Origin of the sequence: Emticicia sp. BO119 (genome assembly GCF_013912375.1) — a bacterium.
GTDB lineage: Bacteria > Bacteroidota > Bacteroidia > Cytophagales > Spirosomataceae > Emticicia.
Map to the genome: position 1 here is coordinate 356271 of NZ_JACETV010000005.1, position 20910 is coordinate 377180.

The window sequence follows — 20910 nt, forward strand, 5'->3', positions numbered from 1 at the left end:
AGTTCAATCCTCCAATACACCCATCAACCCCATTTCATAATCTTCAATTGCCTGTTTCAATTCGGCTGGGTAATTCATCACAAAAGGCCCATAGGTAGAAAGCGGCTCCTGAATAGGTTCGCCTGCCAGAAATAACAATTTACCCTTAGTAATGGCTTCAAAATCTATCCCCTCACCCTCATGATCAAATGTGACCATATTCAGTTTTTCTATTGTGGTTTTGTTGGTTTTAATTTCTCCGTCAAGCACATAAACCAAAGTATTATAAGAATTGGGTAACTCAAAGAAAGTCTTAGCTCCTGCTTCAAAATTTACCATCATCGCCAATATCGGCGAAAAAGTAGAAGCTGTACCGGTCTGCCCTTTATAATTTCCTGCAACTAACTGTATTTCTATCCCTTCTTCCTTGATAACAGGCATGGTTTCTTTCGTCAGATGTTGATACTTAGGCTCGGTCATCTTATGGATACGAGGCAGATTTACCCACAATTGTATCAACTCAAAATTTCCCCCCTCCTGCATAAACTCAGCCGAAGGCCCCTCTGAGTGGATAATGCCTTTACCTGAAGTCATCCATTGCACATCTCCTGCATTCAAAAAACCCTCATTTCCTAAAGAATCCTTATGATGAATTTTACCCTGAAATAAAAAGGTGACAGGCTCAAATCCCCTATGAGGGTGCGGGCTTAAACGTGGTTTACTGGCATCGGGACTATGGTAAGTCGGCCCTGCATGGTGTAACAAAATAAACGGGCTCACCTGTCTGATATTAGTAGCAGGCAAAGGTTGTTTTACTCGCATTGGCCCCATTTGGTGCTCATTAGCAAAACTGATATGCTGAATAGTACGAGCTTTCATTGTTTTAGTTTGAATACGTCCTTACGCGTTATTAAAGTGGTTGTAATACCTGCTTTTCCTGCTTAACTGCAATTTTATTTACCAGCCAGATATACTCATTGGTAAATAGCTCAATAGCTTTAAAGAAAGCAGGGTCTGTTAAATTTCCTTCGGCATCAAACTTCTTGTCTACTGCCGGAACAATCAGCATATGAGGCGATACAATCCCAAACAAAGCAGCAACTAAGCTAATCATTTGCTGACTTGCTCTCATTCCACCCATTGCTCCCGGCGAAGCTGTTACAATACCAAATGGCTTATGCAATTGTTTCGGGAAATGGTCTAACAGATTTTTCATTGCAGGCGAATAGCTACCATTATATTCGGGTGTTACCAGAATAAAAGCATCTGCCAAAAACATACGTTCACCTAATTCTTTCCACTGAGCCGGAACGGCGTCTACCGAAGTCCATACTCTTTGAACAAAAGGCAATTCGTATTCTCTCACATCAATTATGCCTACTTCAGCATCTGTAATTTCGCTTAAATGCTTTTGTAGATAAGTGGCTACTCTTACCGAAAGGCTTTCTTGCCTTGGGCTTCCTGAAATGATCTCAATTTTCATTTTTCTCTGGTTTAAATTTCTTAAAATGACATCGGAACATCTATTAAGAGAATCTCCGAGTTTGTGTTGGCTTTCATAAGAATTTCATTAGTTTCGCTGATACCTAAAGCATCTCTACGACTTAGCAACTGTCCGTTTATTTCAGCTTCTCCTTCAATCATAAAGGCATATACGCCATTGTTTGCGAGTTTGGGGGCATAGCTTAATTCTTTACCCTGTTCAATGTCAGTTATGGAAAACCATGCATCCTGATTCATACCTAATCCACCATCTTGCGAACCAAGGGGTGAAACCAACGTCTGAAATTGATTTTTTCTTCCTTCAACCTGAAAAGCTCGCTGGTCGTAGCGTGGCTGAATATCCCTCAGCTTCGGAAACACCCAGATTTGCAAAAGTTTCAAAGCTCTATCGATATTCTTGTTTCTTTCAGAATGGTAAATTCCTGTACCAGCCGACATCACTTGTACTTCTCCATTACTGATTGCCCCTTTATTACCCATATTATCGGCATGTTCCAAATCACCGGACAGCGGAATAGTAACTATTTCCATATTATCGTGTGGGTGCATACCAAAGCCTCTGCCACCGATTATCATATCATCGTTCAGTACTCTTAATGCCCCAAAATGCACTTTATCAGGGTTCTGAAATCCTGCAAAACTGAAAGAATGCCAGGCATCTAACCACCCATGATTGGCATGACCTCTTTCGTCAGCTTTATAATATATTGTTTTCATTTTTATACATTTACATTTAATGTATATACATATATATAAGTGAAATAGTTCAATATCATTGAATGATTATTGTCTGAACTTTGATTTAGCTGATTGAATGATTACTCTGATGCCACACTATAACCATTTTCATTTAAAATACTCTTAAATAATTGATTCTTAAAAATCATATTAATCAAATAATCAGGTAAATCAAAATTCAGATAATAATCAATCCCTCACTAAATTCTTACCCCCTTATCGCCCTATTCAAAAATTGCACATAAGGGTGCATAGCTTCAAAACCTGCTAAAATCTCGTCGACAAAACCTTGGTCAAGTACTTTAGCAACAGGAAAAGACTGAGAAACGGTAAAACTTTTTAGTTTAAGTAGTTCGATGGCTGGATTATTTTCGTCATATCCTTTTGGAGGTCGGATGGTTGCGGCTTCGCGGTCAAGGCCGTTCGGGAAGTATTTTCTGAAAGGGGCGGCATTGATAATTGCCTTGAATTCTTCGTAGTTATAATCAATTTCGTCACGTATTTTCTTTAGGTCATTATTTTCGGGCATCCATACACCCCCGGCAAAAAAACATTCGCTGGCATCAATGTGGAAGTAGTAACCCGCGCCTTGTGCTTTTTTACCTCCGGCATTAAACCATGCACCAAAATTAGTTTTATAAGGCGATTTATCTTTCGAAAACCTCACATCACGGTTTATCCGAAAGATACAATCTTTTACTTGCAGATTAGTTTCTTCTATAGCCTTATCAAATTTTCCAATACCATTAATGAGCTGAGTTACTACTTCACCAAAATTCTGTTTGGCGGTTTCGTAGGTTTTGCGATTGGCATCAAACCAGGGCTTGTTGTTATTATCCTTTAACTCCCCTAAAAATTGAAGTGTCTGTGCATGAATCATAGCTGTAATTAAGAGTTTATCTAAAAAATCAATTAGCCCTTACTAAAAGTTCCCGACTACTTTACTTCATTTATCAACATAATCTTATCAGCAAAATCGCTGATATTTTTTAAGGTTGTAATAGCAATTTGGGTGAGTGCCTCTTCTGTTAAGAATCCTTGATGCGACGTTATCAGAACATTCGGGAAAGTCATTAAGCGAGCGAGAGTATCGTCTTGCAGAATCTGTTCTGATAAATCATTAAAAAAGATATTTTCTTCCTGTTCGTACACGTCGATACCTAAATAACCCAATGTTTTGTTCTTCAAGGCTTCTATTACCGCCTGAGTATCTATCAACGCTCCCCTACTGGTATTAATCAACATCACACCTTTTTTCACTTTCGCCAATGCTTCTGCATTAATCAGATGTCGGGTATTTTCCGTCAATGGGCAATGTAATGAAAGGATATCTGACTGTACCAGTAGTTCTTCAAAACTCATATAATTGACACCATTTGTGGTTAAATGCTCATCAGGATACACATCATAGGCCAAGACTTTGCACCCAAGACCCATCATGATGTTAGCAAATACACCACCTATCTTACCTGTTCCTACTACTCCAACTGTTTTATGATAAAGGTCAAAACCTGTCAGTTTTTCCAGTGAAAAATTTCCTTCGCGCACCCGGTTATAAGCTTTATGAGTTTTGCGGTTCAGGGTCATAATTAAAGCCAAAGCGTGTTCAGCCACAGCATAGGGAGAATAGGCAGGTACACGCACGATTTTAATGTTGGCGTTTCTGGCAGCAATTAAATCTACATTATTAAATCCTGCGCATCTAAGCGCAATGAGTTGAACTCCGGATTTTTGCAGAGAGCCAATTACCTGAGTATTCAGGTTATCATTTACAAATACACAAACCACTTCAGCTCCTTCTGCCAAGCGAACAGATTGTTCATTTAAAGCGACCTCATAAAAACTTATCTGATGAGTTTGATTATGTTTTTCGAACGATTCTCTGTCATATGGCTTTGTACTGAAAAATGTGATTTTCATAATGATTTCTGTGGTGTTTTTACTAATTGATAAGCCAAGGTCAGATGATGTGAAAAGCCTAATACCGAATGACTGCTGGCGGCGTAATCAAAAATAAACTGCTTAGCCTGAAAACCAATTCCAAAGTGGGCATTATTTAACTTAGAGGTGATACCAGTACGTAGATAAAATTTTTTTACTATCTCATACTCCAGACCTACCTTAAATAAAGTGGGTAAGACTAAATCTTTTTCTGCTTCACCTGTTAATAGCAACTGTCTGGCAGGTTGATACGAAAACCCTAAACGAAGCACCGTAGGTACATGTTGAGAAACAAAAAGCCTGGCAGTAGTAAGGTTATAAGCACTGAAACCAAAATGTAGTGCAGAACTCAGCTTTGCCATCACCCCAAACTCAGTTAAAAGGGTATGTTTTGAAGCATATCCCTCAATAGCCGCTTGCAGGTAAGAAACTTTTATTCCTAAAGAAACCCTATTGGAGCTTCTGGCTAATGCCAGCCCCAATTTCTGTTCATGGTAGAGTTTATCGCCAAACCTTTCTATCGTAAGCCCTATATTCGCAATTTTATGGTTGAAATTACCCCCCAAAGAAAAAGTATTAAGCCCGGCTATGGTGTAGCGGTTGTGGTATGAAGTACTGATGTAATTATCGGTAATAAAACCTAATCCGGCAGGATTATTAAAAACAGATTGCTTGTCGGCAATTGCTGCTGTGGCATTGCCTAAGCCCCAGCTTCTGGCTCCTATCGGGAATGGCTCACCAGAAGCCCGGCTATAATCAGCAGAAAAAACAGCAACACAATAAAAAGTTATCAGGCTCGCTTTCTGAAAAAATAAAACCCTGTATTTTGCTTCTTTTTTAGCCAATGCATTTGATTTTTGAAGCAAAATACGGGGTTGTCGAGAAAAAGGCAAATATTAGAAACTGTTTGAGTTAATCTTATTGAACTAAAGAAGTTGCTTTTTGACCAATACTGCAGTGAAAAATCCTCATTTAGCTCTGCTAAACTCCGGTTTTTACACCTTATTCTGGCACAAAAGTTATCCTTTTTTATTTTCAAAATTTAACTCAAACAGTTTCTTAGAATATCAATTAAATCTGCGTTTTACAATTTCAATAAATTCTTCTGCTTCTGCGCCTGTAATATCCCAAAGATAACGGGGCACATACTTTTTCAGAATCAGTTCTTTGGCTTCTCCAAAGTCTTTACACAATTCAATTTCATCGAGTGCATGAGAGAAAGCCTGTATATTACCTCCAAACAGATTATTGGTAAACAAGAATCGTTGATTCAACGAAATAGCACTATTAATTCCCTCAATTCGGTTATTCTGATGGTGGTCAAGTATAGTTCTGTTTGCTTTGGTTTGGTCGTTCAGACTTTTTTGCTCACTTGCCAGTCTTTCATTGAGGCGCATTTCTTCTATCTCTTTGGCAGGAGATTTATCATATGATGATTCGTTTACTTTGTTTGTTACCGAATTAAGTTTTTGTTCAAATATCGGTGCAGGTCTTTCAATCACTACCTCTCTTACAGGTTCAGGTTTAGGCGGCTCTACATACTTCGGAGGCTCAACATAAGCGTTATATTCCTGTATTTTTGGTTCAGGAATCATTACCGGAGGGGGTATTACTGCCGGTGGAGGCGTGTATGATTTTTCTTCTGCTATAGGCTTACTGAGTTCTAAATCAAAAAAAGAAGCAGAAGCCGGATTACCGATTACTTCTGAAACCGAAACAGCCTTAGAAGGCACCAGTTCGTCAGGGATAGCCACTTTCTGTGCAAAAAGTGACAGATATTTTTCTGGACTTTCGGCAGTAATAGGCATTTCATCAATCCAGGTCATTGCCTGATTAGCAAATACAAATTCTTTACCGTTAAGTTTTTCAACCAAACCCGGAATAACCTGTTTATTAATCTGAATATATTTGGTAAGCGGAGCTGCGTTTTCCTGAGTAAATCTGAAATTAGGCAGGTCACGCATCAATTCCTTATAAAAAGTCTGAGGTTCTAATATCAATACCAGGGTCTCTCCTACTGAATCGACTAATAATGGCTCAAATTGTTCACGTTTTACAGAAATAAATTGTGATACTATATTCATAAAATTCTTTAATGCTTGCTGTACTTCTGGCGCAGTAAAATCAAAATATGGGCTTCTTAAACGCTGTGTATCGCCCTGCCATTTTTCAAATAAAGCCCTGATAGTCAACAGATTTACCTGTTGAACATTACATAAAGAAAGGATTTGCTTGCCCGAAATAGTATTGTTCTGGGCAAAAAATTCATCACACACGCGGGCTGCATAAGCCTTGCTGTACCGTTCGACGGCGGACAAATTCAATTTGTTCGACATTCCTAAATTTGTTTGTTTTGTAATTTAAATAGCTAATGGTTTATAACTCGAAGCTAATGTTAGCCAGTCATGTGGAGGAATCATTTCTGCTAACTGACAGTAAATTTACTACAACTTTTTTGCCAGTTTTACATAGAACGAAAAAATTACAAAAATAATGTTTATTGAACCAAAAAGAGGTAGAGGACAAGGGCATAAGACAGGTTGGGTAGAGGTAATTTGCGGCTCAATGTTTTCGGGTAAGACGGAAGAATTAATTCGTCGGCTGAACCGTGCTAAAATTGCCCAACAGAAAGTAGAGATATTCAAGCCTGCAATGGATGTTCGTTACCATGAAAACGACATTGTATCGCATAATCAGACGGCTATTCGTTCTACACCTGTTAATGCATCAGAAGAGATTTTACTGATGTGCAGCGACTGTGAGGTAGTGGGGATTGATGAGGCTCAATTCTTTGATGAGGGCATTGTAGAGGTGGTTAATAAACTGGCTGAGCAAGGGAAAAGAGTAATAGCAGCAGGTCTGGATATGGACTCAAGGGGTATCCCTTTTGGCCCGATGCCCAAACTTATGGCTATTGCAGAATATGTTACCAAAGTACACGCCATTTGTGTGGTGTGTGGTGATATTGCGCATTACTCCTATCGTAAAACTGCCGATGGCCCGCAAGTACTCCTTGGCGAGTCTGATAACTACGAAGCCCGTTGTCGCCGTTGTTATCATTTGAATCCATAGTAGTATTTAAGAAAGATTTTTGTAATTTTGCGTTTCTGAAATACTGATAGTATCAGTTCCCGTAGTTCAATGGATAGAATGTCAGATTCCGGTTCTGATGATGGGGGTTCGAATCCCTTCGGGAACACCAATAAATAATTTTCTTTTCCTAAATTCAATTTAAGGTTTTTCAGTGCCATTAGCCGCCCAGGCACCTCCTTCCCAAATTTTCTTTATCTTTATTTTATTCAATAGAATTACGTTATTCCTCCATCAATCGCCGAATCGCCACTAAATGCGCAAATAATACAACAGGCACGATACAGGCAGGTAACCAGTTGAAGGGAAAATACAAAACTGCTATATTGGGTTGATCAAATGCCAATTGCTGGAAAGAGAAGGGAGCCGATAAAATGGCGGTAGAGACTATATTTACTAAAAGCACCAGGCATATAAAATTCCACATTAACATAATACCTGTTCCTATATACTCTTTCTTGAAAAGGTAATAGACAACCGGGGCTGTGATGCCCGAAAAAATATCGAAATTCTGCCCTTCAAAAGTCATGATTTCCGGCACTCCTTTGTATAAAAACAACCAGAATAAAACCAGTTCTACGGGAATCCTGACAATGTGCAGGAGGGTTAATGTTTTAATATCTAAATTATCTATAAAACTGCGACCTGTTTTTGTGGCAAATAAACCGATAATTAATAATAAAGGGGGGGCAATGGCTAAAATAAATCTTGGTGGCATCGTCTCAATATTGGTATAAAAGCCGCTTAGCCCTATCAGGGCCTGTAAAGCAAGCCAGATTGTGGCTATAACAAGAATTCTTGTTATGTATTTTTTTGAGGCCCTTACTAAAAAATATACACTCAGAAAAGTGCTGAGACCCATTACTAAAGCTATATAAAAAGGCAGGTGTTCCATTAATTATAGTATTTAAATTTAAACGAAGGAGCGCTCATGTATAAATAAATTCCTGGCGTTTGGTCAGTTTTCAGGCATTGCCTCTATTTTTTAGTACCCTGCATCTACCCAATTAAAAAACTTACTACCTGCAAGTTAATCAACATTCTCAAAAACGCTATTGAGATTTTACAAGCAACCTGCTTTAATCTTTTTGCGTCTATCCCGACAAACACCCTTTTTAACACCATTATGAAGAAACTGCGATTCGTATTGCCCACGGTCATTTTTTTACTTTGGGTTGCGGCCTGTAAGCCCAGAGAAGAAGAAGTGCCCCCCTCTGCCACTACAAATCCCGACTGGACAGCCGAATCGCATGGCAAGGATGTGTCGCCCAATTATGCAGTCGTTTTTCCGCAAGAAGCTGTTAACAGTTTAGAAATTACATTTAGAAAAACACAATGGGATAGTATCAGAACTGATATGAAATCTAAGCTCGGAAACGACTTTGGCGCAGGAGGAGGAGGGGCTGGCGGAGGAGGAATGGGCGGTAATGGCGGAGGTCCTGCCGGTGGTGGTGCTATTTCTTTCGGAACCGCAGAGCCTGCCTATTTTGCCGTTACGATGAAATTCAATGAGAAAACCTGGACAAATGTGGGTTTTCGGCTGAAAGGTAATTCAAGTTTATCCTCAATCTGGCGGTCGGGAATCTATAAACTCCCATTCAGATTAAATATGGACGAATTTGAAGATAGGTTTCCAGCCATTAAAAACCAACGCTTTTATGGTTTTCAGGAATTATCGATGTCACCTGGCTTTGGAGATAATTCTTTGATACGAGAAAAAGTTGCTGCCGACATCTTCCGTGAAGCGGGTGTACCAGCCGCTAAAACTTCTTTCTACAAAGTGTATATTGATTTTGGCGAGGGAAAGAAATACTGTGGTATTTATACAATGGTTGAGGTAATTGATGATACAATGATTAAAGAACAGTTTACCGACGACCCAGAAGCGAAAGGCAATATTTACAAACCAGAATCTAACCTGCAATCATTTTTACAAAGCCAGTTTGAGAAGAAAAATAACAAGACCGAAGCAGATTATAGCGATGTACAGGCTTTTGTTTCAGCACTTAATGCAACTAATCGCACCTCAGATGCATCTCTCTGGCGAGCCAATTTAGAAAAGACTTTCAATGTTGACCACTACCTGAAATATCTGGCCGTCAATAATACGATTGTCAATTGGGACGTATATGGAGCAATGGCACATAATTATTACCTCTATAATTCACCGACAAAAAAACTGATCTGGATTCCCTGGGATCATAATGAAGCCATGAAAATGAGCGGAAGAAACGTTGTCTCTTTAGCGATGACAGAAGTTGCCAGAATATGGCCATTGCTGAGATATGTAGCAGATGATGCCGTTTATTATGCCAAATACAAGCAATATGTAGCAGAATTCAGTAATAATGTATTTACAGTTGCCAAGATGGGTACGCTATTTGAAAAATATCATAATATGATAGCTCCGTATGTAAACGGAAGTGAAGTTGAACAAAAACCTTATTCAAACCTGACAAATACAGCGGCCTTTACAAGCGAGTTAGCAAATCTAAAAACACATGTAAGTACACGCACCCAAGCTGTAGCCACATTTTTAAAATAACAAATTATTTCGTAGTTTAACAGGCTCTTTAAAGCTATTACCCCCGATATGATTGATTTACAAACATTTGAAAGTATCTCTTTAGCCGATATTGAGGCGGTGAAGTTACTCAACAGGGTAGATAGCAAGTATATCTTTCATAAAAACGTATTGGCTGGTATCCTGGCCGAAATCAAGCCATATTATTATATTCTTGAAATTAATCAGAAACGTTCTCATAGCTACGAATCTTTGTATTTTGATACCGATGACTATGAATTGTATTATCAGCATCATAATGGGAAACCTAACCGGCTCAAAGTTCGCTATCGGCGGTATTCGGATACAGGGCTGGTATTTTTTGAAGTAAAAAAGAAAATCAGTAATAGCCGCACGGTTAAATACAGAGAAGAGCGAATTAATCTGAATAAAGAACTCCTGAGTGCCGATTATCAACTCTTTAAAAGTTTCTTGCAGGAACCCGAACGCCTACACGACCAACTCTGGATTTATTTCGACCGCATTACTCTGGTCAGAAAGGATTTTACCGAACGCCTGACTTTAGACCTTAATTTAGTATTTCAGAAAGGAGAATTACGAAAGGCTAATCAAGGGTTGATTGTAGCCGAAATCAAGCAGGATAAAGGCTCTGTATTTAGTCCAATTGTACAAAGTTTCAAAAAAAGACATATTGCACAGGCAAGTTTCAGTAAATATTCAATCGGTATAGCTACTTTAGAAAACGTCAAGCGCAATTCATTCAAACCCGTGTTGCGGAAGTTAGATAAGATTTTGTCTGAACTTTGATTTAGCTGATTAATCTAATTTCGCCGACTTATTTTAATGAATATTAAGCTGTAATATCAAATCACCTATGTCAACTTCCTCATATTCAATTAGAATCCATTCTTGAAATCATATCAATCATATAAATCAAAGTTCGGGACTATACTGATCACTCAATCACTAAATAAACTTTCATGGAAGAACTCGAAGGCACATCGCATGCCATTAACCAATTTTTAGGAGATAGTTTAGCAATAGAATTTGGCGTCAGGTTTCTCCTGAATATGCTTGTGATTCTGATTCTTGTACGTGGTATTTATTATAATCGCTACAAGAATAAAGACTTCGTTTTTACTTTCTTTTTATTCAATGTTGTCAATTTTCTGATTTGCTTCCTTCTCAGCACTACCAAACTGAAAATGGGTTTTGCCTTTGGGCTTTTTGCTATATTCTCTATCATCCGTTACCGTACGGTCACGGTACCAGTGCGCGAAATGGGTTATTTTTTTGTCTGTGTGGCTATTGGCATTATCAATGCACTCACGCCACTAAGTATGACACATTATGAGTTAATCATGGCAGATATATTATTGGTGGCACTCACATTTGGATTAGAACATGGATTGAACCTCAAACATGAGAATTTCAGAGAGATACGCTACGAAAAGGTAGAATTAGTAACACCGGAACGCCGCGAAGAAATGATAGAAGATTTAAGAAAGAGAGTTGGATTACCCATTCATAGAGTTGAAATACTGAATGTTGATTTTCTGAGAGACGTAGCACGTATTCATGCCTTTTATTATTCTGACGAAAATGAAAACAAAAGTGCAGCTTACGGAGGAAGCGACAGCGATGATTAATAAATTGTTTGTTTTTATTATCATAAACCTGCTAACAATAAACGTATTTGCGCAAAAATCAACACAGGATTTTCAGTCGTGGTATGATGCAGAATTGAAACTGAATCTGAAAAAAGGTTGGGAACTAAGCGGACAATACAGAGTACGTTTTAATGAGAATTCTTCTCACTATAAAGGTTCATATTTCTTTCTTCAGGGAGAAAAGAAGCTCAACAAATACTTCAAGGTATTAGGCAATTATCGTTTGGCTTTAGTAAATGGCAATAATTATCATCGTTTCCTGCTTGGTGCAAATGCGCAGTTTAAAGCAAATGATTTTACTTTTTTTATCCGCCCGATGGTTCAGACGCAACAGAAATACTTTGTTGGTGACGATGAAAACAGAGGCGGAGCAAATAGCTATCTTCGTTTAAGGACTGGGGTTAAATATCAAATCAGCAAACGTTGGGATACTTATGTATATGCCGTGCCTTTTCTACCCTTCAAAGAAGGGAAACTAACTGAAATAGCCTTCTTGCAAAACAATGCAGGTATTTCTTACGAATACAAGAAAAACAAATCTGTAACTTTGTATTATAGCTGGCAACCGGAAGTTAATAAAAAACACCCAGATACGATTAATGTATTAGGATTGAGTTTTGACTTTGAGGTAAAGCCTAATAAAAAAAGTAAGAAAGAAAAAAAGTCGACAAATGGCTGATGCTCCGAAATTAGAAGTATGGCTCCGCAGGCCACTACCAGATATTCCTGCCTTATTGCAACCCATTGCCCATGCCTTATTGCAGGTTCAGGAAGAAGTACACGCCCTAATGGCTGATTTCCCTGAAAATCTTTTATGGGAACGCCCTGCCAATATAGCCTCTCCTGCTTTTCATTTACAACACCTCACAGGCGTTTTAGACCGATTATTCACCTATGCGCGTGGCGAAGCATTAAGCATTGCACAATTAAATGCTTTAGTTTCAGAAGGAAAACTGAACAAATCAGTTACAGTACAAGGGCTTTTATCGGCCTTTGACAGGCAAATTGAGCAGTCGATTTCGGCCTTAGCAAAGACCAACGAAAAAATATTAACAGATGCCAGAGAAGTGGGCAGAGCAAAACTCCCTTCAACCGTCATCGGACTCTTAACCCACTCCGCTGAACATACAACGAGGCATGTAGGACAGCTATTAGTTACAATTAAAATATTGAGGCAATAAAAAGTAATTTAATTACCGATTAAATCAATTTTACTCAGGGTATTCTATCTGTGTCAGCAACCTGGATTTGATTACAAACCGAACACCCAGAGGAATTTCTAAAGAAAAGCTTGCTCCTCTACCCTTGACTACATCTAAAGTGAGGTGTGTGTGCTTCCAGTACTCAAACTGGTCTTTTGACATATAAAACGGGCACCCGGCTATATAACCAAGTAAGACGTCATTATCATCAATATACATTTCTCCTTTCTGAAAACACATTGGTGCCGAGCCATCGCAACAACCACCGCTCTGATGGAATATCAGGTTACCGTAGTCTTTTTTTAGCTTTTCAACCAACTGGGTTGCTGCCGGGCTTATGCCGACTCGTTGTTGCTTCATGATACGGGTGTTTTGCCTCACTCCGATGGCAACGTCCGGACGTTCCTCTTTCAAAAGGGAGGTTCTTAAAATTCTCTCTCCTGTTTCAAAGAGTAAAAGATTCAGAGCGAACGCTGCCACGGGGTGAGGAGTTCTCATTAAAAGAATCCTAACTTATTTTTATCATAAGAAATCAGCATATTTTTGGTTTGTCGATAATGACCCAACATCATTTTATGAGTTTCGCGGCCAATACCCGATTTCTTGTAGCCACCAAATGGCGCATGTGCCGGATACGCATGATAGCAGTTTACCCATACTCTCCCTGCTTTAATTGCTCTTGCTACCTTATAGGCCTGATGAGTGTCGCGTGTCCATACACCTGCCCCTAATCCATACAGCGTATCATTGGCAATGGCTAATGCTTCGGCTTCATCTTTAAAGGTAGTTACACAAACTACCGGCCCGAAGATTTCTTCCTGAAAAATGCGCATTTTGTTGTTGCCTTTAAATATCGTTGGCTGAATGTAATAGCCACCTTCGAGGCCTTCATTATAAGCAGCATCTCCGCCTGTCAGCACCTCTGCTCCTTCTTCTTTCCCTATTTCGATATAATTCAGGATTTTCTCGTACTGGTCGTTCGAAGCCTGTGCGCCCATCATAGTTGCAGGGTCAAGCGGATGACCTAATTTAATAGCTTTGGTGCGTTCTATGACTCTTTCTATGAAGGCGTCATAGATACTTTCCTCAACCAATATTCTTGACGGACAAGTACATACTTCACCCTGATTCAGCGCAAACATGGCGGCACCTTCAAGGCATTTATCAAAAAACTCATCGTCGGCATCCATAATACTTTTGAAAAATATATTCGGAGATTTGCCTCCCAACTCTAAGGTAACCGGAATAATATTTTTAGAAGCATATTGCATAATCAACTGCCCAGTAGTTGTTTCGCCGGTAAAAGCAATTTTATTAATGCGCGGACTTGAGGCCAACGGCTTGCCTGCTTCAATACCAAAGCCATTCACTACATTCAATACACCTGCAGGTAAAATATCGTGTATTAACTCCATCAATATCAGAATACCTACGGGTGTTTGTTCAGCAGGTTTCAGTACGATACAATTTCCTGCCGCTAAAGCCGGTGCTACCTTCCATGCCGCCATTAACAAGGGGAAATTCCAAGGGATAATCTGCCCAACTACACCCAATGGCTCCAGAATATTCATTGAAACAGTATTTGAATCTAATTCGCTTACCGAGCCTTCTTCTGCTCTGATAACTCCGGCGAAGTACCTGAAATGGTCAATAGCCAAAGGTAAATCAGCTGCCATTGTTTCTCTGACAGGCTTGCCATTATCCCAGGTTTCAGCTTTTGCCAGCGTTTCCAGGTTCTTTTCCATCATATCAGCAATCTTTAATAAGATATTACTTCTTTCGGTAGCTGATGTATTATTCCAGTAAGGTGCGGCTGCCCAGGCAGCATCTAATGCCTTCTCAATATCTTCTTCGGTTGACCTTGCTACCGAAGTAAAAACTTTACCGTCAACCGGAGAAATATTGTCAAAATACTCTCCTCTCACAGGTGGTACCCATTTGCCACCAATGAAATTTTCATATTGAGTTTTAAATTTCGGAGCGGCAATATACACCCTCTCCTGTTCAAGTAATTCTGCCATAGTTTTGGTCTTTTAATAGTATAAGAGATAAATTCTGTGCAAAACTATCTTGACAAATTCATATTCTTTTTACCTTTTCTCTCAAAAAGATGAACAATACTCCAAATATGATGCAATGCATTTTTTTACAATTATTAATATTATATATTTGAATAGTTATATTTTAACTGATTATAAGTGATGGAATTAACAGAATCATTTTTGAAGAGCCGGAGAATAGAAACACTGGTAGAGAACAGGTCTACATTTACCTTAAATCACACTGAACTCAGTATCTTTGAGACACATCAGCAGGCAGAAGACGTCTATCTTAAATTTTCTGACCCTGTTTTGGCAAGTATGCTAACGGGTAAAAAAGTGATGCACCTGAACCAGCACATGGATTTTGATTTTTTACCTGGCGAGTCGGTTATATTACCTTCTGATGAAGTAATGTGTATTGATTTCCCGGTAGCTACCATCAAGAACCCAACCAAATGCCTGGCTATGGTATTTGAGCAGGATAGATTAGATAAAATCATTCATAGTCTCAACGAATTAAAACCCAAAATAGATAATCAGGAATGGAAATTTACAAACAGTAATTTTCACTTCACGAACGATGTGGCTATCCATCATATTCTGCAGCGCCTGATTTTCATCTTTACCGAGCAGCACCCCTCAAAAGATATTTTTGCCGATCTGATGATTCAGGAGCTAATAATCAGAATCGTTCAGACAGAAACCAGGACTTTTTACTCGAAAAATGCACATAAGCTGGCCTCAAATAATCGTATTGCACATGTAGTCAATTATATCAGAGAAAACATACGTGAGCAGATTCAGGTTGAGCAATTGTGTAAAATTGCCTGCATGAGCGAATCTAATTTTTATCGTGTATTTAAAGAAGAATTAGGCATTTCGCCTATTGAATTTATTATTGAGGAGCGAATAAAATTAGCTTCGAGCCTGCTCAAGAATCCGGAGTTCCGTATCAAAGATGTTTATTTTGAAAGCGGTTTCAATAGCTTGTCTTATTTTAACCGTATGTTCAAGAAAAAATACAAGGTATCACCCAGCGAATACAAACACCAGGCTGCTACAATTGATTAAAATAAAAAATGAGCCATTGGTTTCCCAATGGCCCTCATAAAAGTGTGCTTCATTTTATAATATACTCTTAACCCTTCTTTTGAAAACAGCCTTTACTACAAAATAGATAATCAAGGCTGATAATACTCCTGTCAGGAAATCAGTTACAGGTACCATTACGGCCGTATAAACTAACATGGCAAACTCGAATTTACCTAAGTGCTTTACCTCTCTGATTTCGGCTGGCTTAATCATATTACTGGCAACCCATATCAGAATACCCCCAATGCAAGCCATAGGAATCAACTCTAAATATTGAGCTAAATAATAAGCCATCACTAATTTCAATACAGCCTTGAAATATCCTGCCAATGGCGTAGTAGCTCCTGCTTTAATACTGGTGGCCGTTCTGGCCAAAGCACCTGTACACGGAAAGCCCTGCACCAGTGGTGTAATTATCTGCACCAGACCCTGCCCGAAAAACTCTTTGTCAGGATTAAACGGTGTTCTGGTATTTTTAGCTAATCTATCGGCCATCGATGAGCAAAGAATACTTTCTACTCCCGACACAAATACAATTGCCCCTACAAAATAAAAGATATCGATTATTACCTGGGTGGTTATGTCGGGCATAGTTGGGGCGGTAAAGACGAAGAAATTATTAGGGATTGAGCCATAAATATCTTTTACCAGAATAATTCCTTTGTCAGACAAAACGGTGGCCGAAAGCAAGGTAGAAACTCCTAATGCGATAATCGGACCCGGAATAAAAATAGAAATGCGTAGTAGTCCTTTGGCAAGAGCAAAAGTTAATACCCCCAGAAAAATCGACCAGATATTGATTTTATCAAGATTCTGAAAAGCACTTTGAAGATTATGTATAATTCCTCCCTTTATTTCTTCGTCCTGCCCCAGCAAATCTTTAAAGGATTCTATCCCTAATACATCTTCCAAATTGGTAAGGGCAATCGCTACTGCAATACCTACAGTAAAGCCTACAATAATAGAGTTAGGCACTAATCTGGCAAACCGCCCAAAGCCATAAGTTCCCATGATAATAAGCACTATTCCTGCTATGATTGAGACAAAAACGAGAAAACCATGAGCTGCTTCAAATGTGCCGCCACTGGCAGGGCCATATTTAGTAAATAATGCAGCAATAACCGGAATAAAAGCCGCTGTAGGCCCATAAACCTGATATTTTGAACCGCCAAATGTACGCCCGATTACGCAGGCTAATGCTCCGGCAATAATCCCGTTTTCAGGCCTCATACCCATAGCCATAGCAAAACCCATCGCCATCGGGATGGCTGTCATAGCTACAATCAGGCCTGCGCTAAAATCTTTGTAGGTAACTTTTGCCCAGTTATCTTTGTTAATGTCTTCCCATCGGGAATCAAAAAAAGTAAAAAACAATTTTATCCTTCCTAAAGGAGTGGTAGGAAAAGAATTTTTGCTCATAGTATTTAACGGTTAAATAGAAATTCGAGGTGGTCTTTCTCTGAAGCAACTGTATTATCCTGAGGCCAGTCTACTTCCTGATAATCAATAAAAGTCTGTCTGATTATACTTACCAGATCAAAAGCCTTTTTTGGCATTTTCAGGCGATACGTTTGCGGAATATAAATTTCATCAATCTGTTGATTTTCAATAAAGCGTCTTAATCCTCTTCTACTTCTGTTATGAAAAAGTTTAATGCTCAGGTCTGTAATCTGATATTCAAATCTGTTCCTCAATACCTCTAACGCATTTCTGAATTCGGGGGTGATTTTACTGGCTATCTTACTTTCAGGTCTGTAAAAAAGTAATTCTGAAATCGAATCTTCGAGATATTCGGCGTAGATAAGCACAACACGGTGAGGGCTACCGGAACTTCTTTCAAGTGCGTATTTCAAGGTATTAAGAGAGGCTACACGAAAGTCAATAGGAATTAATATAGTTTTAGACATACCTGCTGTATTTGATTAACAGGTGCAAAGTTTTGCAGACAACATTAGTCTCGTCTAAGAGCCGAATTAGAATATGATAAGAGAGATTAGAATCAGATTAGAAAATCATTTATTAATCTTTGCTAAAGGGAAATTGATTTGCACACTTGTTCCCTGACTGGCTTTAGAAGTAACTAAAAGCGTGCCGTTATGCAGTCTGATAATATTACGGGCCAGAGGCAAGCCAATGCCGTACCCCTCAAACAAACGAGTATTTGAAGCACGGAAGAATGGGTCATAAATAAACGGAAGTTCACTTTCAGGAATGCCTATCCCCTGGTCTTTTATGAAAAGTAGTACCTGATCCTGACTGGCACCTATATGAACCGCTACAGGCTTATTATGAGAATATTTACAGGCATTATTCAATATATTAGCCAAAGCTAAGTGCAACAATTGTTTGTTACCATTGATTTTTAGTTTTCTGGGGTCTTCCGGCAAAAGACTCAAGTCTACCAAAATTTTGTTGTCAGGGTTTAATCGGTCTATTAAACGTTTTACTTCCCATATCAACTCATCAGTTCTTACTACTTCAAACACTATTTTCTTACCCTTATAGCCTGTTTGTGCGAGGAAAAGCAACGATTTGGTTATCTGGTTGAGCCTTTCGGCTTGTGCCAGCACATTATGCAATACTTTCTGATACTCTTCTGGTTTCCGTTCCTTTATGAGTGCCACATCGGCTTCGCCCATAATTGCGGTAAGGGGTGTTGCCAGTTCATGCGAAGCATTGCTGATAAAATTTTTCTGGGTTTCAAAAGCAGTTTCTATTCTATTCAACAAATCATTGAAAGTACTTGCCAGTTCACTGATTTCATTATTATTTTCTGATTCTTTCAGTCTTAAATGTATATTTTCGGTACTTATCTGTTTTACTTTGTCTATCATTTCCTTGATAGGGTCGAAGAAATGTTTTGAAAAGTAGATGGAGAGATACACCGTTACTACAACCGTGAATAGTAAACCCCACAGCAGTATGTTCCGTAAAAAAGTTAAATGGTGTGAGACAAAACGGTTATTAGCTGATACTATACTCAGGTAGGTAGCGTTGTTATGCTGAAGTTTAATCCCGCCATAAAATATACTGCCTTCCTGATGCCTTGCTTTGCCCTCTTTCATTATGGCTTCAAGCAAAGACAATGGCACCTCATAATTAATGGCCTGCTGCTCTAATGATACATCAGGTCTGATTCTGATAATATATTCTTTCTCTGCTTCTAATCTTTCGAGGTGTTGCTCCCTTACTTTTTTAAAAGTCTCTGCATTGGCACTATCAATTTTCAGGTTATATTTAGCACCAATGGCTGCACGGGTTTCCAGCCGTTTGTAGAAATCTACATAAGAGTACTCGTTCAGGAAAAAATAAATCCCAATACCAAATAGTAGCAATAAAACTATATTAAATATCACTAAAGAGACCGCTATTTTGGTTTGTGTTTTCATGCTTCTTTCAAGACATACCCCATGCCAATAACCGTATGGATTAATTTCTGTTTATGTTCTGAATCTAATTTCTTGCGTAAATAATTAATATATACATCAACTACATTTGTACCTAAATCAAAATTAATATCCCAGGCACTTTCCAGTAAGTCCATTCTTGATAACACTCTACCCCTGTTTTTCATTAAAGTCAAAAGCAGCCGGTATTCAGTAGCAGTCAACGAAATGGCTATTCCACCTCTTTCAACAGTTTTTGCATTATCATTGATTTTCAGGTCTGCCATTGAATAAATATGTTGCAGAGATTCGCCCGGTATCTCATTTTTGATAACCGACCTGCGCAATAATGCTTTAATCCGGGCACTCAGTTCAATAAACTTAAAGGGTTTTACCAGATAATCATCGGCACCGGTGTTTAAACCTAAAGCAATATTCTCAGAAGTACCCAAAGCAGTCAGAAACAGAATGGGGGTCTGTATATCATTGGCTCTTAGTTCTTTACATACTTCCAGGCCATTTTTATCAGGCAACATAATATCCAGAATAATCAGGTCAAATTCGTTAGCCAAGGCCATATTGATACCTGTAGAGCCATCTAAAGAAACCGAAACAGCATAGTTTTCTTCAGACAACCCACTTCTGATAAAGCTAACCACGCTGATTTCATCTTCTACGAGAAGTATTTTTTTCATACAATGTTGTATCGTGCAGGTGGGGTAATTTCATATTAATTGTGTATATATCAGCAAAGATAATAAATAAACAATTGAGGCTCTATCAGCTTTTCATAAGGCTGATATTTAATGATTTCATCAAGGCTTACCACTTCATAAAAAAATATGTTGTATCAGCACCGTATTACACCGGTAATTGAGTGCTTTTACTTATTTTTGATAAATTAAAAAGTAATCTATAATATATCACCATTACGTACATTGACCATGAAAAAACATCTGTATGCTATTTTATGGGTTATCTGTGTTGCTATGGGTTTTTATCTCCCTTCTCATGCACAAAGTGTAACCATCGACCCCAGTAATCTAACTGCCGGAAATGCCATTGAAGCTACCTCTACCAAAAAGGGGATTCTTATGCCCCGCATGACTGAAGCACAAAGAAATGCTATCAGTAGCCCGGTAGCTGGTATTCAGATTTATTGTACCAACTGCTCTGGCGGAGCAGGAGCTTATACTTATAATGGTGCCGTTTGGGTACCTATGTTTAATACCGCCGGTATTACTTATAGTATAGGGCAAAGTGCACAAGGAGGGAAAATATTTTATGTAGATGACACCGGACAACACGGCCTTGTAGTGGCTACAGCCGACTATAACGCCAGCCAGCAGGTTAAATGGATAGCCGCCAGTAATATAAATACCAATGCAGTCAGATCAGGTATTTTTGGCGGTGAGTATAATACCCAACGGATTAATGAGGTACAAGGAAATGGGATTTCTGCTGCTTTGGCCGCTGCCAGGTTCGATGGGGGCAACTACGGAGACTGGTATTTACCCTCAAAATTAGAACTCCTTCTGATGTACCAGCAAAGAGCAAATATTGGTATGGGTGCTGTAACCAATACTTATTGGAGTTCTACAGAGGTAGCTGCCGAATATGGTAATGTTTCAGAAACAGCCTGGTTTCTCAACTTCAATACAGGCGGCCAGAGTTCTGGTGCAAAAAGTTCACTTTATAGAGTAAGACCTATCCGACGATTCTAAAATTAAAATATCTAAATGA

The 20910-nt window shown here is 38.8% G+C and carries 22 protein-coding genes and 1 tRNA gene; 9 read left to right on the forward strand and 14 right to left on the reverse strand.

The window, feature by feature from the left end; genetic code table 11:
• Positions 1-3: 3 nt before the first annotated feature.
• From H1R81_RS17975 to H1R81_RS18005, 7 genes are all read right to left on the reverse strand, one after another.
• The gene (locus H1R81_RS17975; protein WP_181842137.1) at positions 4-858 is read right to left on the reverse strand and encodes a pirin family protein; all 855 of its coding nucleotides are present in this window, start codon (positions 856-858) and stop codon (positions 4-6) included.
• Between the two features lie 31 nt (positions 859-889).
• Positions 890-1462, reverse strand: a complete 573-nt coding sequence (locus tag H1R81_RS17980; RefSeq protein ID WP_181842138.1) for an NADPH-dependent FMN reductase — start codon at positions 1460-1462, stop codon at positions 890-892.
• A gap of 20 nt (positions 1463-1482) precedes the next feature.
• Positions 1483-2199, reverse strand: coding sequence for a pirin family protein (locus H1R81_RS17985; RefSeq protein ID WP_181842139.1), 717 nt, complete (start codon positions 2197-2199; stop codon positions 1483-1485).
• A gap of 229 nt (positions 2200-2428) precedes the next feature.
• Complete coding sequence (locus tag H1R81_RS17990; RefSeq protein ID WP_181842140.1) at positions 2429-3100, reverse strand: DUF2461 domain-containing protein; 672 nt, start codon at positions 3098-3100, stop codon at positions 2429-2431.
• A gap of 56 nt (positions 3101-3156) precedes the next feature.
• Entirely contained in the window at positions 3157-4140 is a 984-nt protein-coding gene (locus tag H1R81_RS17995) for a 2-hydroxyacid dehydrogenase (protein ID WP_181842141.1), read from the reverse strand.
• Positions 4137-5027 carry a hypothetical protein gene (locus H1R81_RS18000; protein WP_181842142.1) on the reverse strand — a complete coding sequence of 297 codons (891 nt, stop codon included), beginning with the start codon at positions 5025-5027 and terminating at the stop codon, positions 4137-4139. Before H1R81_RS18000 ends, H1R81_RS17995 begins: the two co-directional genes overlap by 4 nt.
• Before the next feature lie 201 nt (positions 5028-5228).
• Positions 5229-6497, reverse strand: coding sequence for a hypothetical protein (locus H1R81_RS18005; protein WP_181842143.1), 1269 nt, complete (start codon positions 6495-6497; stop codon positions 5229-5231).
• Between the two features lie 157 nt (positions 6498-6654).
• Between H1R81_RS18005 and H1R81_RS18010 the strand changes: the two genes are divergently transcribed.
• The gene (locus tag H1R81_RS18010; protein ID WP_181842144.1) at positions 6655-7233 is read left to right on the forward strand and encodes a thymidine kinase; all 579 of its coding nucleotides are present in this window, start codon (positions 6655-6657) and stop codon (positions 7231-7233) included.
• 55 nt (positions 7234-7288) lie between these two features.
• A tRNA-Arg gene (locus H1R81_RS18015) sits at positions 7289-7363 on the forward strand.
• 111 nt (positions 7364-7474) lie between these two features.
• On the opposite strand, the gene H1R81_RS18020 is transcribed toward H1R81_RS18015, so the two are convergent.
• Positions 7475-8146 (reverse strand): hypothetical protein, encoded by a 672-nt coding sequence (locus H1R81_RS18020; RefSeq protein WP_181842145.1) that lies wholly within the window; start codon positions 8144-8146, stop codon positions 7475-7477.
• Positions 8147-8377: 231 nt separating this feature from the next.
• Between H1R81_RS18020 and H1R81_RS18025 the strand changes: the two genes are divergently transcribed.
• From H1R81_RS18025 to H1R81_RS18045, 5 genes are all read left to right on the forward strand, one after another.
• Positions 8378-9796, forward strand: a complete 1419-nt coding sequence (locus H1R81_RS18025) for a CotH kinase family protein (protein WP_181842146.1) — start codon at positions 8378-8380, stop codon at positions 9794-9796.
• 48 nt (positions 9797-9844) lie between these two features.
• Entirely contained in the window at positions 9845-10582 is a 738-nt protein-coding gene (locus H1R81_RS18030) for a polyphosphate polymerase domain-containing protein (protein WP_181842147.1), read from the forward strand.
• Between the two features lie 173 nt (positions 10583-10755).
• A complete protein-coding gene (locus H1R81_RS18035) occupies positions 10756-11424 on the forward strand; it encodes a DUF4956 domain-containing protein (RefSeq protein ID WP_181842148.1) in 669 nt (222 codons plus the stop codon).
• A complete protein-coding gene (locus H1R81_RS18040) occupies positions 11378-12124 on the forward strand; it encodes a DUF2490 domain-containing protein (RefSeq protein ID WP_181842149.1) in 747 nt (248 codons plus the stop codon). The genes H1R81_RS18035 and H1R81_RS18040 overlap by 47 nt, the downstream gene beginning before the upstream one ends.
• The gene (locus tag H1R81_RS18045) at positions 12117-12626 is read left to right on the forward strand and encodes a DinB family protein (RefSeq protein WP_181842150.1); all 510 of its coding nucleotides are present in this window, start codon (positions 12117-12119) and stop codon (positions 12624-12626) included. Before H1R81_RS18040 ends, H1R81_RS18045 begins: the two co-directional genes overlap by 8 nt.
• A gap of 30 nt (positions 12627-12656) precedes the next feature.
• Here the strand turns inward: H1R81_RS18045 and H1R81_RS18050 are convergent, their stop codons facing one another.
• Both H1R81_RS18050 and H1R81_RS18055 read right to left on the reverse strand, forming a co-directional pair.
• The gene (locus H1R81_RS18050) at positions 12657-13007 is read right to left on the reverse strand and encodes a DUF779 domain-containing protein (protein WP_181842240.1); all 351 of its coding nucleotides are present in this window, start codon (positions 13005-13007) and stop codon (positions 12657-12659) included.
• 137 nt (positions 13008-13144) lie between these two features.
• Entirely contained in the window at positions 13145-14668 is a 1524-nt protein-coding gene (locus H1R81_RS18055; protein WP_181842151.1) for an aldehyde dehydrogenase family protein, read from the reverse strand.
• A 180-nt stretch (positions 14669-14848) separates the two neighbouring features.
• Here H1R81_RS18055 and H1R81_RS18060 point away from each other — a divergent pair, with 180 nt between their 5' ends.
• A complete protein-coding gene (locus tag H1R81_RS18060; protein ID WP_181842152.1) occupies positions 14849-15760 on the forward strand; it encodes an AraC family transcriptional regulator in 912 nt (303 codons plus the stop codon).
• A 54-nt stretch (positions 15761-15814) separates the two neighbouring features.
• On the opposite strand, the gene H1R81_RS18065 is transcribed toward H1R81_RS18060, so the two are convergent.
• The 4 genes from H1R81_RS18065 to H1R81_RS18080 all read right to left on the reverse strand — a co-directional run bounded on the left by H1R81_RS18065 (position 15815) and on the right by H1R81_RS18080 (position 19862).
• The gene (locus H1R81_RS18065) at positions 15815-17200 is read right to left on the reverse strand and encodes a SulP family inorganic anion transporter (RefSeq protein ID WP_181842153.1); all 1386 of its coding nucleotides are present in this window, start codon (positions 17198-17200) and stop codon (positions 15815-15817) included.
• 5 nt (positions 17201-17205) lie between these two features.
• Positions 17206-17688 carry a universal stress protein gene (locus H1R81_RS18070; RefSeq protein ID WP_181842154.1) on the reverse strand — a complete coding sequence of 161 codons (483 nt, stop codon included), beginning with the start codon at positions 17686-17688 and terminating at the stop codon, positions 17206-17208.
• A gap of 105 nt (positions 17689-17793) precedes the next feature.
• Entirely contained in the window at positions 17794-19170 is a 1377-nt protein-coding gene (locus H1R81_RS18075; RefSeq protein WP_181842155.1) for an ATP-binding protein, read from the reverse strand.
• Positions 19167-19862, reverse strand: a complete 696-nt coding sequence (locus H1R81_RS18080) for a response regulator transcription factor (protein ID WP_181842156.1) — start codon at positions 19860-19862, stop codon at positions 19167-19169. Before H1R81_RS18080 ends, H1R81_RS18075 begins: the two co-directional genes overlap by 4 nt.
• Positions 19863-20111: 249 nt before the next feature.
• Between H1R81_RS18080 and H1R81_RS18085 the strand changes: the two genes are divergently transcribed.
• Positions 20112-20891, forward strand: coding sequence for a DUF1566 domain-containing protein (locus tag H1R81_RS18085; RefSeq protein WP_181842157.1), 780 nt, complete (start codon positions 20112-20114; stop codon positions 20889-20891).
• Positions 20892-20910: the final 19 nt, after the last annotated feature.

Bases quoted from the DNA above. Each gene is read 5' to 3' on its own strand.
- H1R81_RS18075 (WP_181842155.1), bottom strand. From the start codon at position 19,170: ATGAAAACACAAACCAAAATAGCGGTCTCTTTAGTGATATTTAATATA.
- H1R81_RS18045 (WP_181842150.1), top strand. From the start codon at position 12,117: ATGGCTGATGCTCCGAAATTAGAAGTATGGCTCCGCAGGCCACTACCA.
- H1R81_RS18020 (WP_181842145.1), bottom strand. From the start codon at position 8,146: ATGGAACACCTGCCTTTTTATATAGCTTTAGTAATGGGTCTCAGCACT.
- H1R81_RS18070 (WP_181842154.1), bottom strand. From the start codon at position 17,688: ATGTCTAAAACTATATTAATTCCTATTGACTTTCGTGTAGCCTCTCTT.
- H1R81_RS17975 (WP_181842137.1), bottom strand. From the start codon at position 858: ATGAAAGCTCGTACTATTCAGCATATCAGTTTTGCTAATGAGCACCAA.
- H1R81_RS17985 (WP_181842139.1), bottom strand. From the start codon at position 2,199: ATGAAAACAATATATTATAAAGCTGACGAAAGAGGTCATGCCAATCAT.
- H1R81_RS17990 (WP_181842140.1), bottom strand. From the start codon at position 3,100: ATGATTCATGCACAGACACTTCAATTTTTAGGGGAGTTAAAGGATAAT.
- H1R81_RS18060 (WP_181842152.1), top strand. From the start codon at position 14,849: ATGGAATTAACAGAATCATTTTTGAAGAGCCGGAGAATAGAAACACTG.
- H1R81_RS18010 (WP_181842144.1), top strand. From the start codon at position 6,655: ATGTTTATTGAACCAAAAAGAGGTAGAGGACAAGGGCATAAGACAGGT.
- H1R81_RS18055 (WP_181842151.1), bottom strand. From the start codon at position 14,668: ATGGCAGAATTACTTGAACAGGAGAGGGTGTATATTGCCGCTCCGAAA.
- H1R81_RS18025 (WP_181842146.1), top strand. From the start codon at position 8,378: ATGAAGAAACTGCGATTCGTATTGCCCACGGTCATTTTTTTACTTTGG.
- H1R81_RS18065 (WP_181842153.1), bottom strand. From the start codon at position 17,200: ATGAGCAAAAATTCTTTTCCTACCACTCCTTTAGGAAGGATAAAATTG.
- H1R81_RS18085 (WP_181842157.1), top strand. From the start codon at position 20,112: ATGAAAAAACATCTGTATGCTATTTTATGGGTTATCTGTGTTGCTATG.
- H1R81_RS18035 (WP_181842148.1), top strand. From the start codon at position 10,756: ATGGAAGAACTCGAAGGCACATCGCATGCCATTAACCAATTTTTAGGA.
- H1R81_RS17995 (WP_181842141.1), bottom strand. From the start codon at position 4,140: ATGAAAATCACATTTTTCAGTACAAAGCCATATGACAGAGAATCGTTC.
- H1R81_RS18050 (WP_181842240.1), bottom strand. From the start codon at position 13,007: ATGAAGCAACAACGAGTCGGCATAAGCCCGGCAGCAACCCAGTTGGTT.
- H1R81_RS18080 (WP_181842156.1), bottom strand. From the start codon at position 19,862: ATGAAAAAAATACTTCTCGTAGAAGATGAAATCAGCGTGGTTAGCTTT.
- H1R81_RS17980 (WP_181842138.1), bottom strand. From the start codon at position 1,462: ATGAAAATTGAGATCATTTCAGGAAGCCCAAGGCAAGAAAGCCTTTCG.
- H1R81_RS18040 (WP_181842149.1), top strand. From the start codon at position 11,378: ATGAAAACAAAAGTGCAGCTTACGGAGGAAGCGACAGCGATGATTAAT.
- H1R81_RS18030 (WP_181842147.1), top strand. From the start codon at position 9,845: ATGATTGATTTACAAACATTTGAAAGTATCTCTTTAGCCGATATTGAG.
- H1R81_RS18005 (WP_181842143.1), bottom strand. From the start codon at position 6,497: ATGTCGAACAAATTGAATTTGTCCGCCGTCGAACGGTACAGCAAGGCT.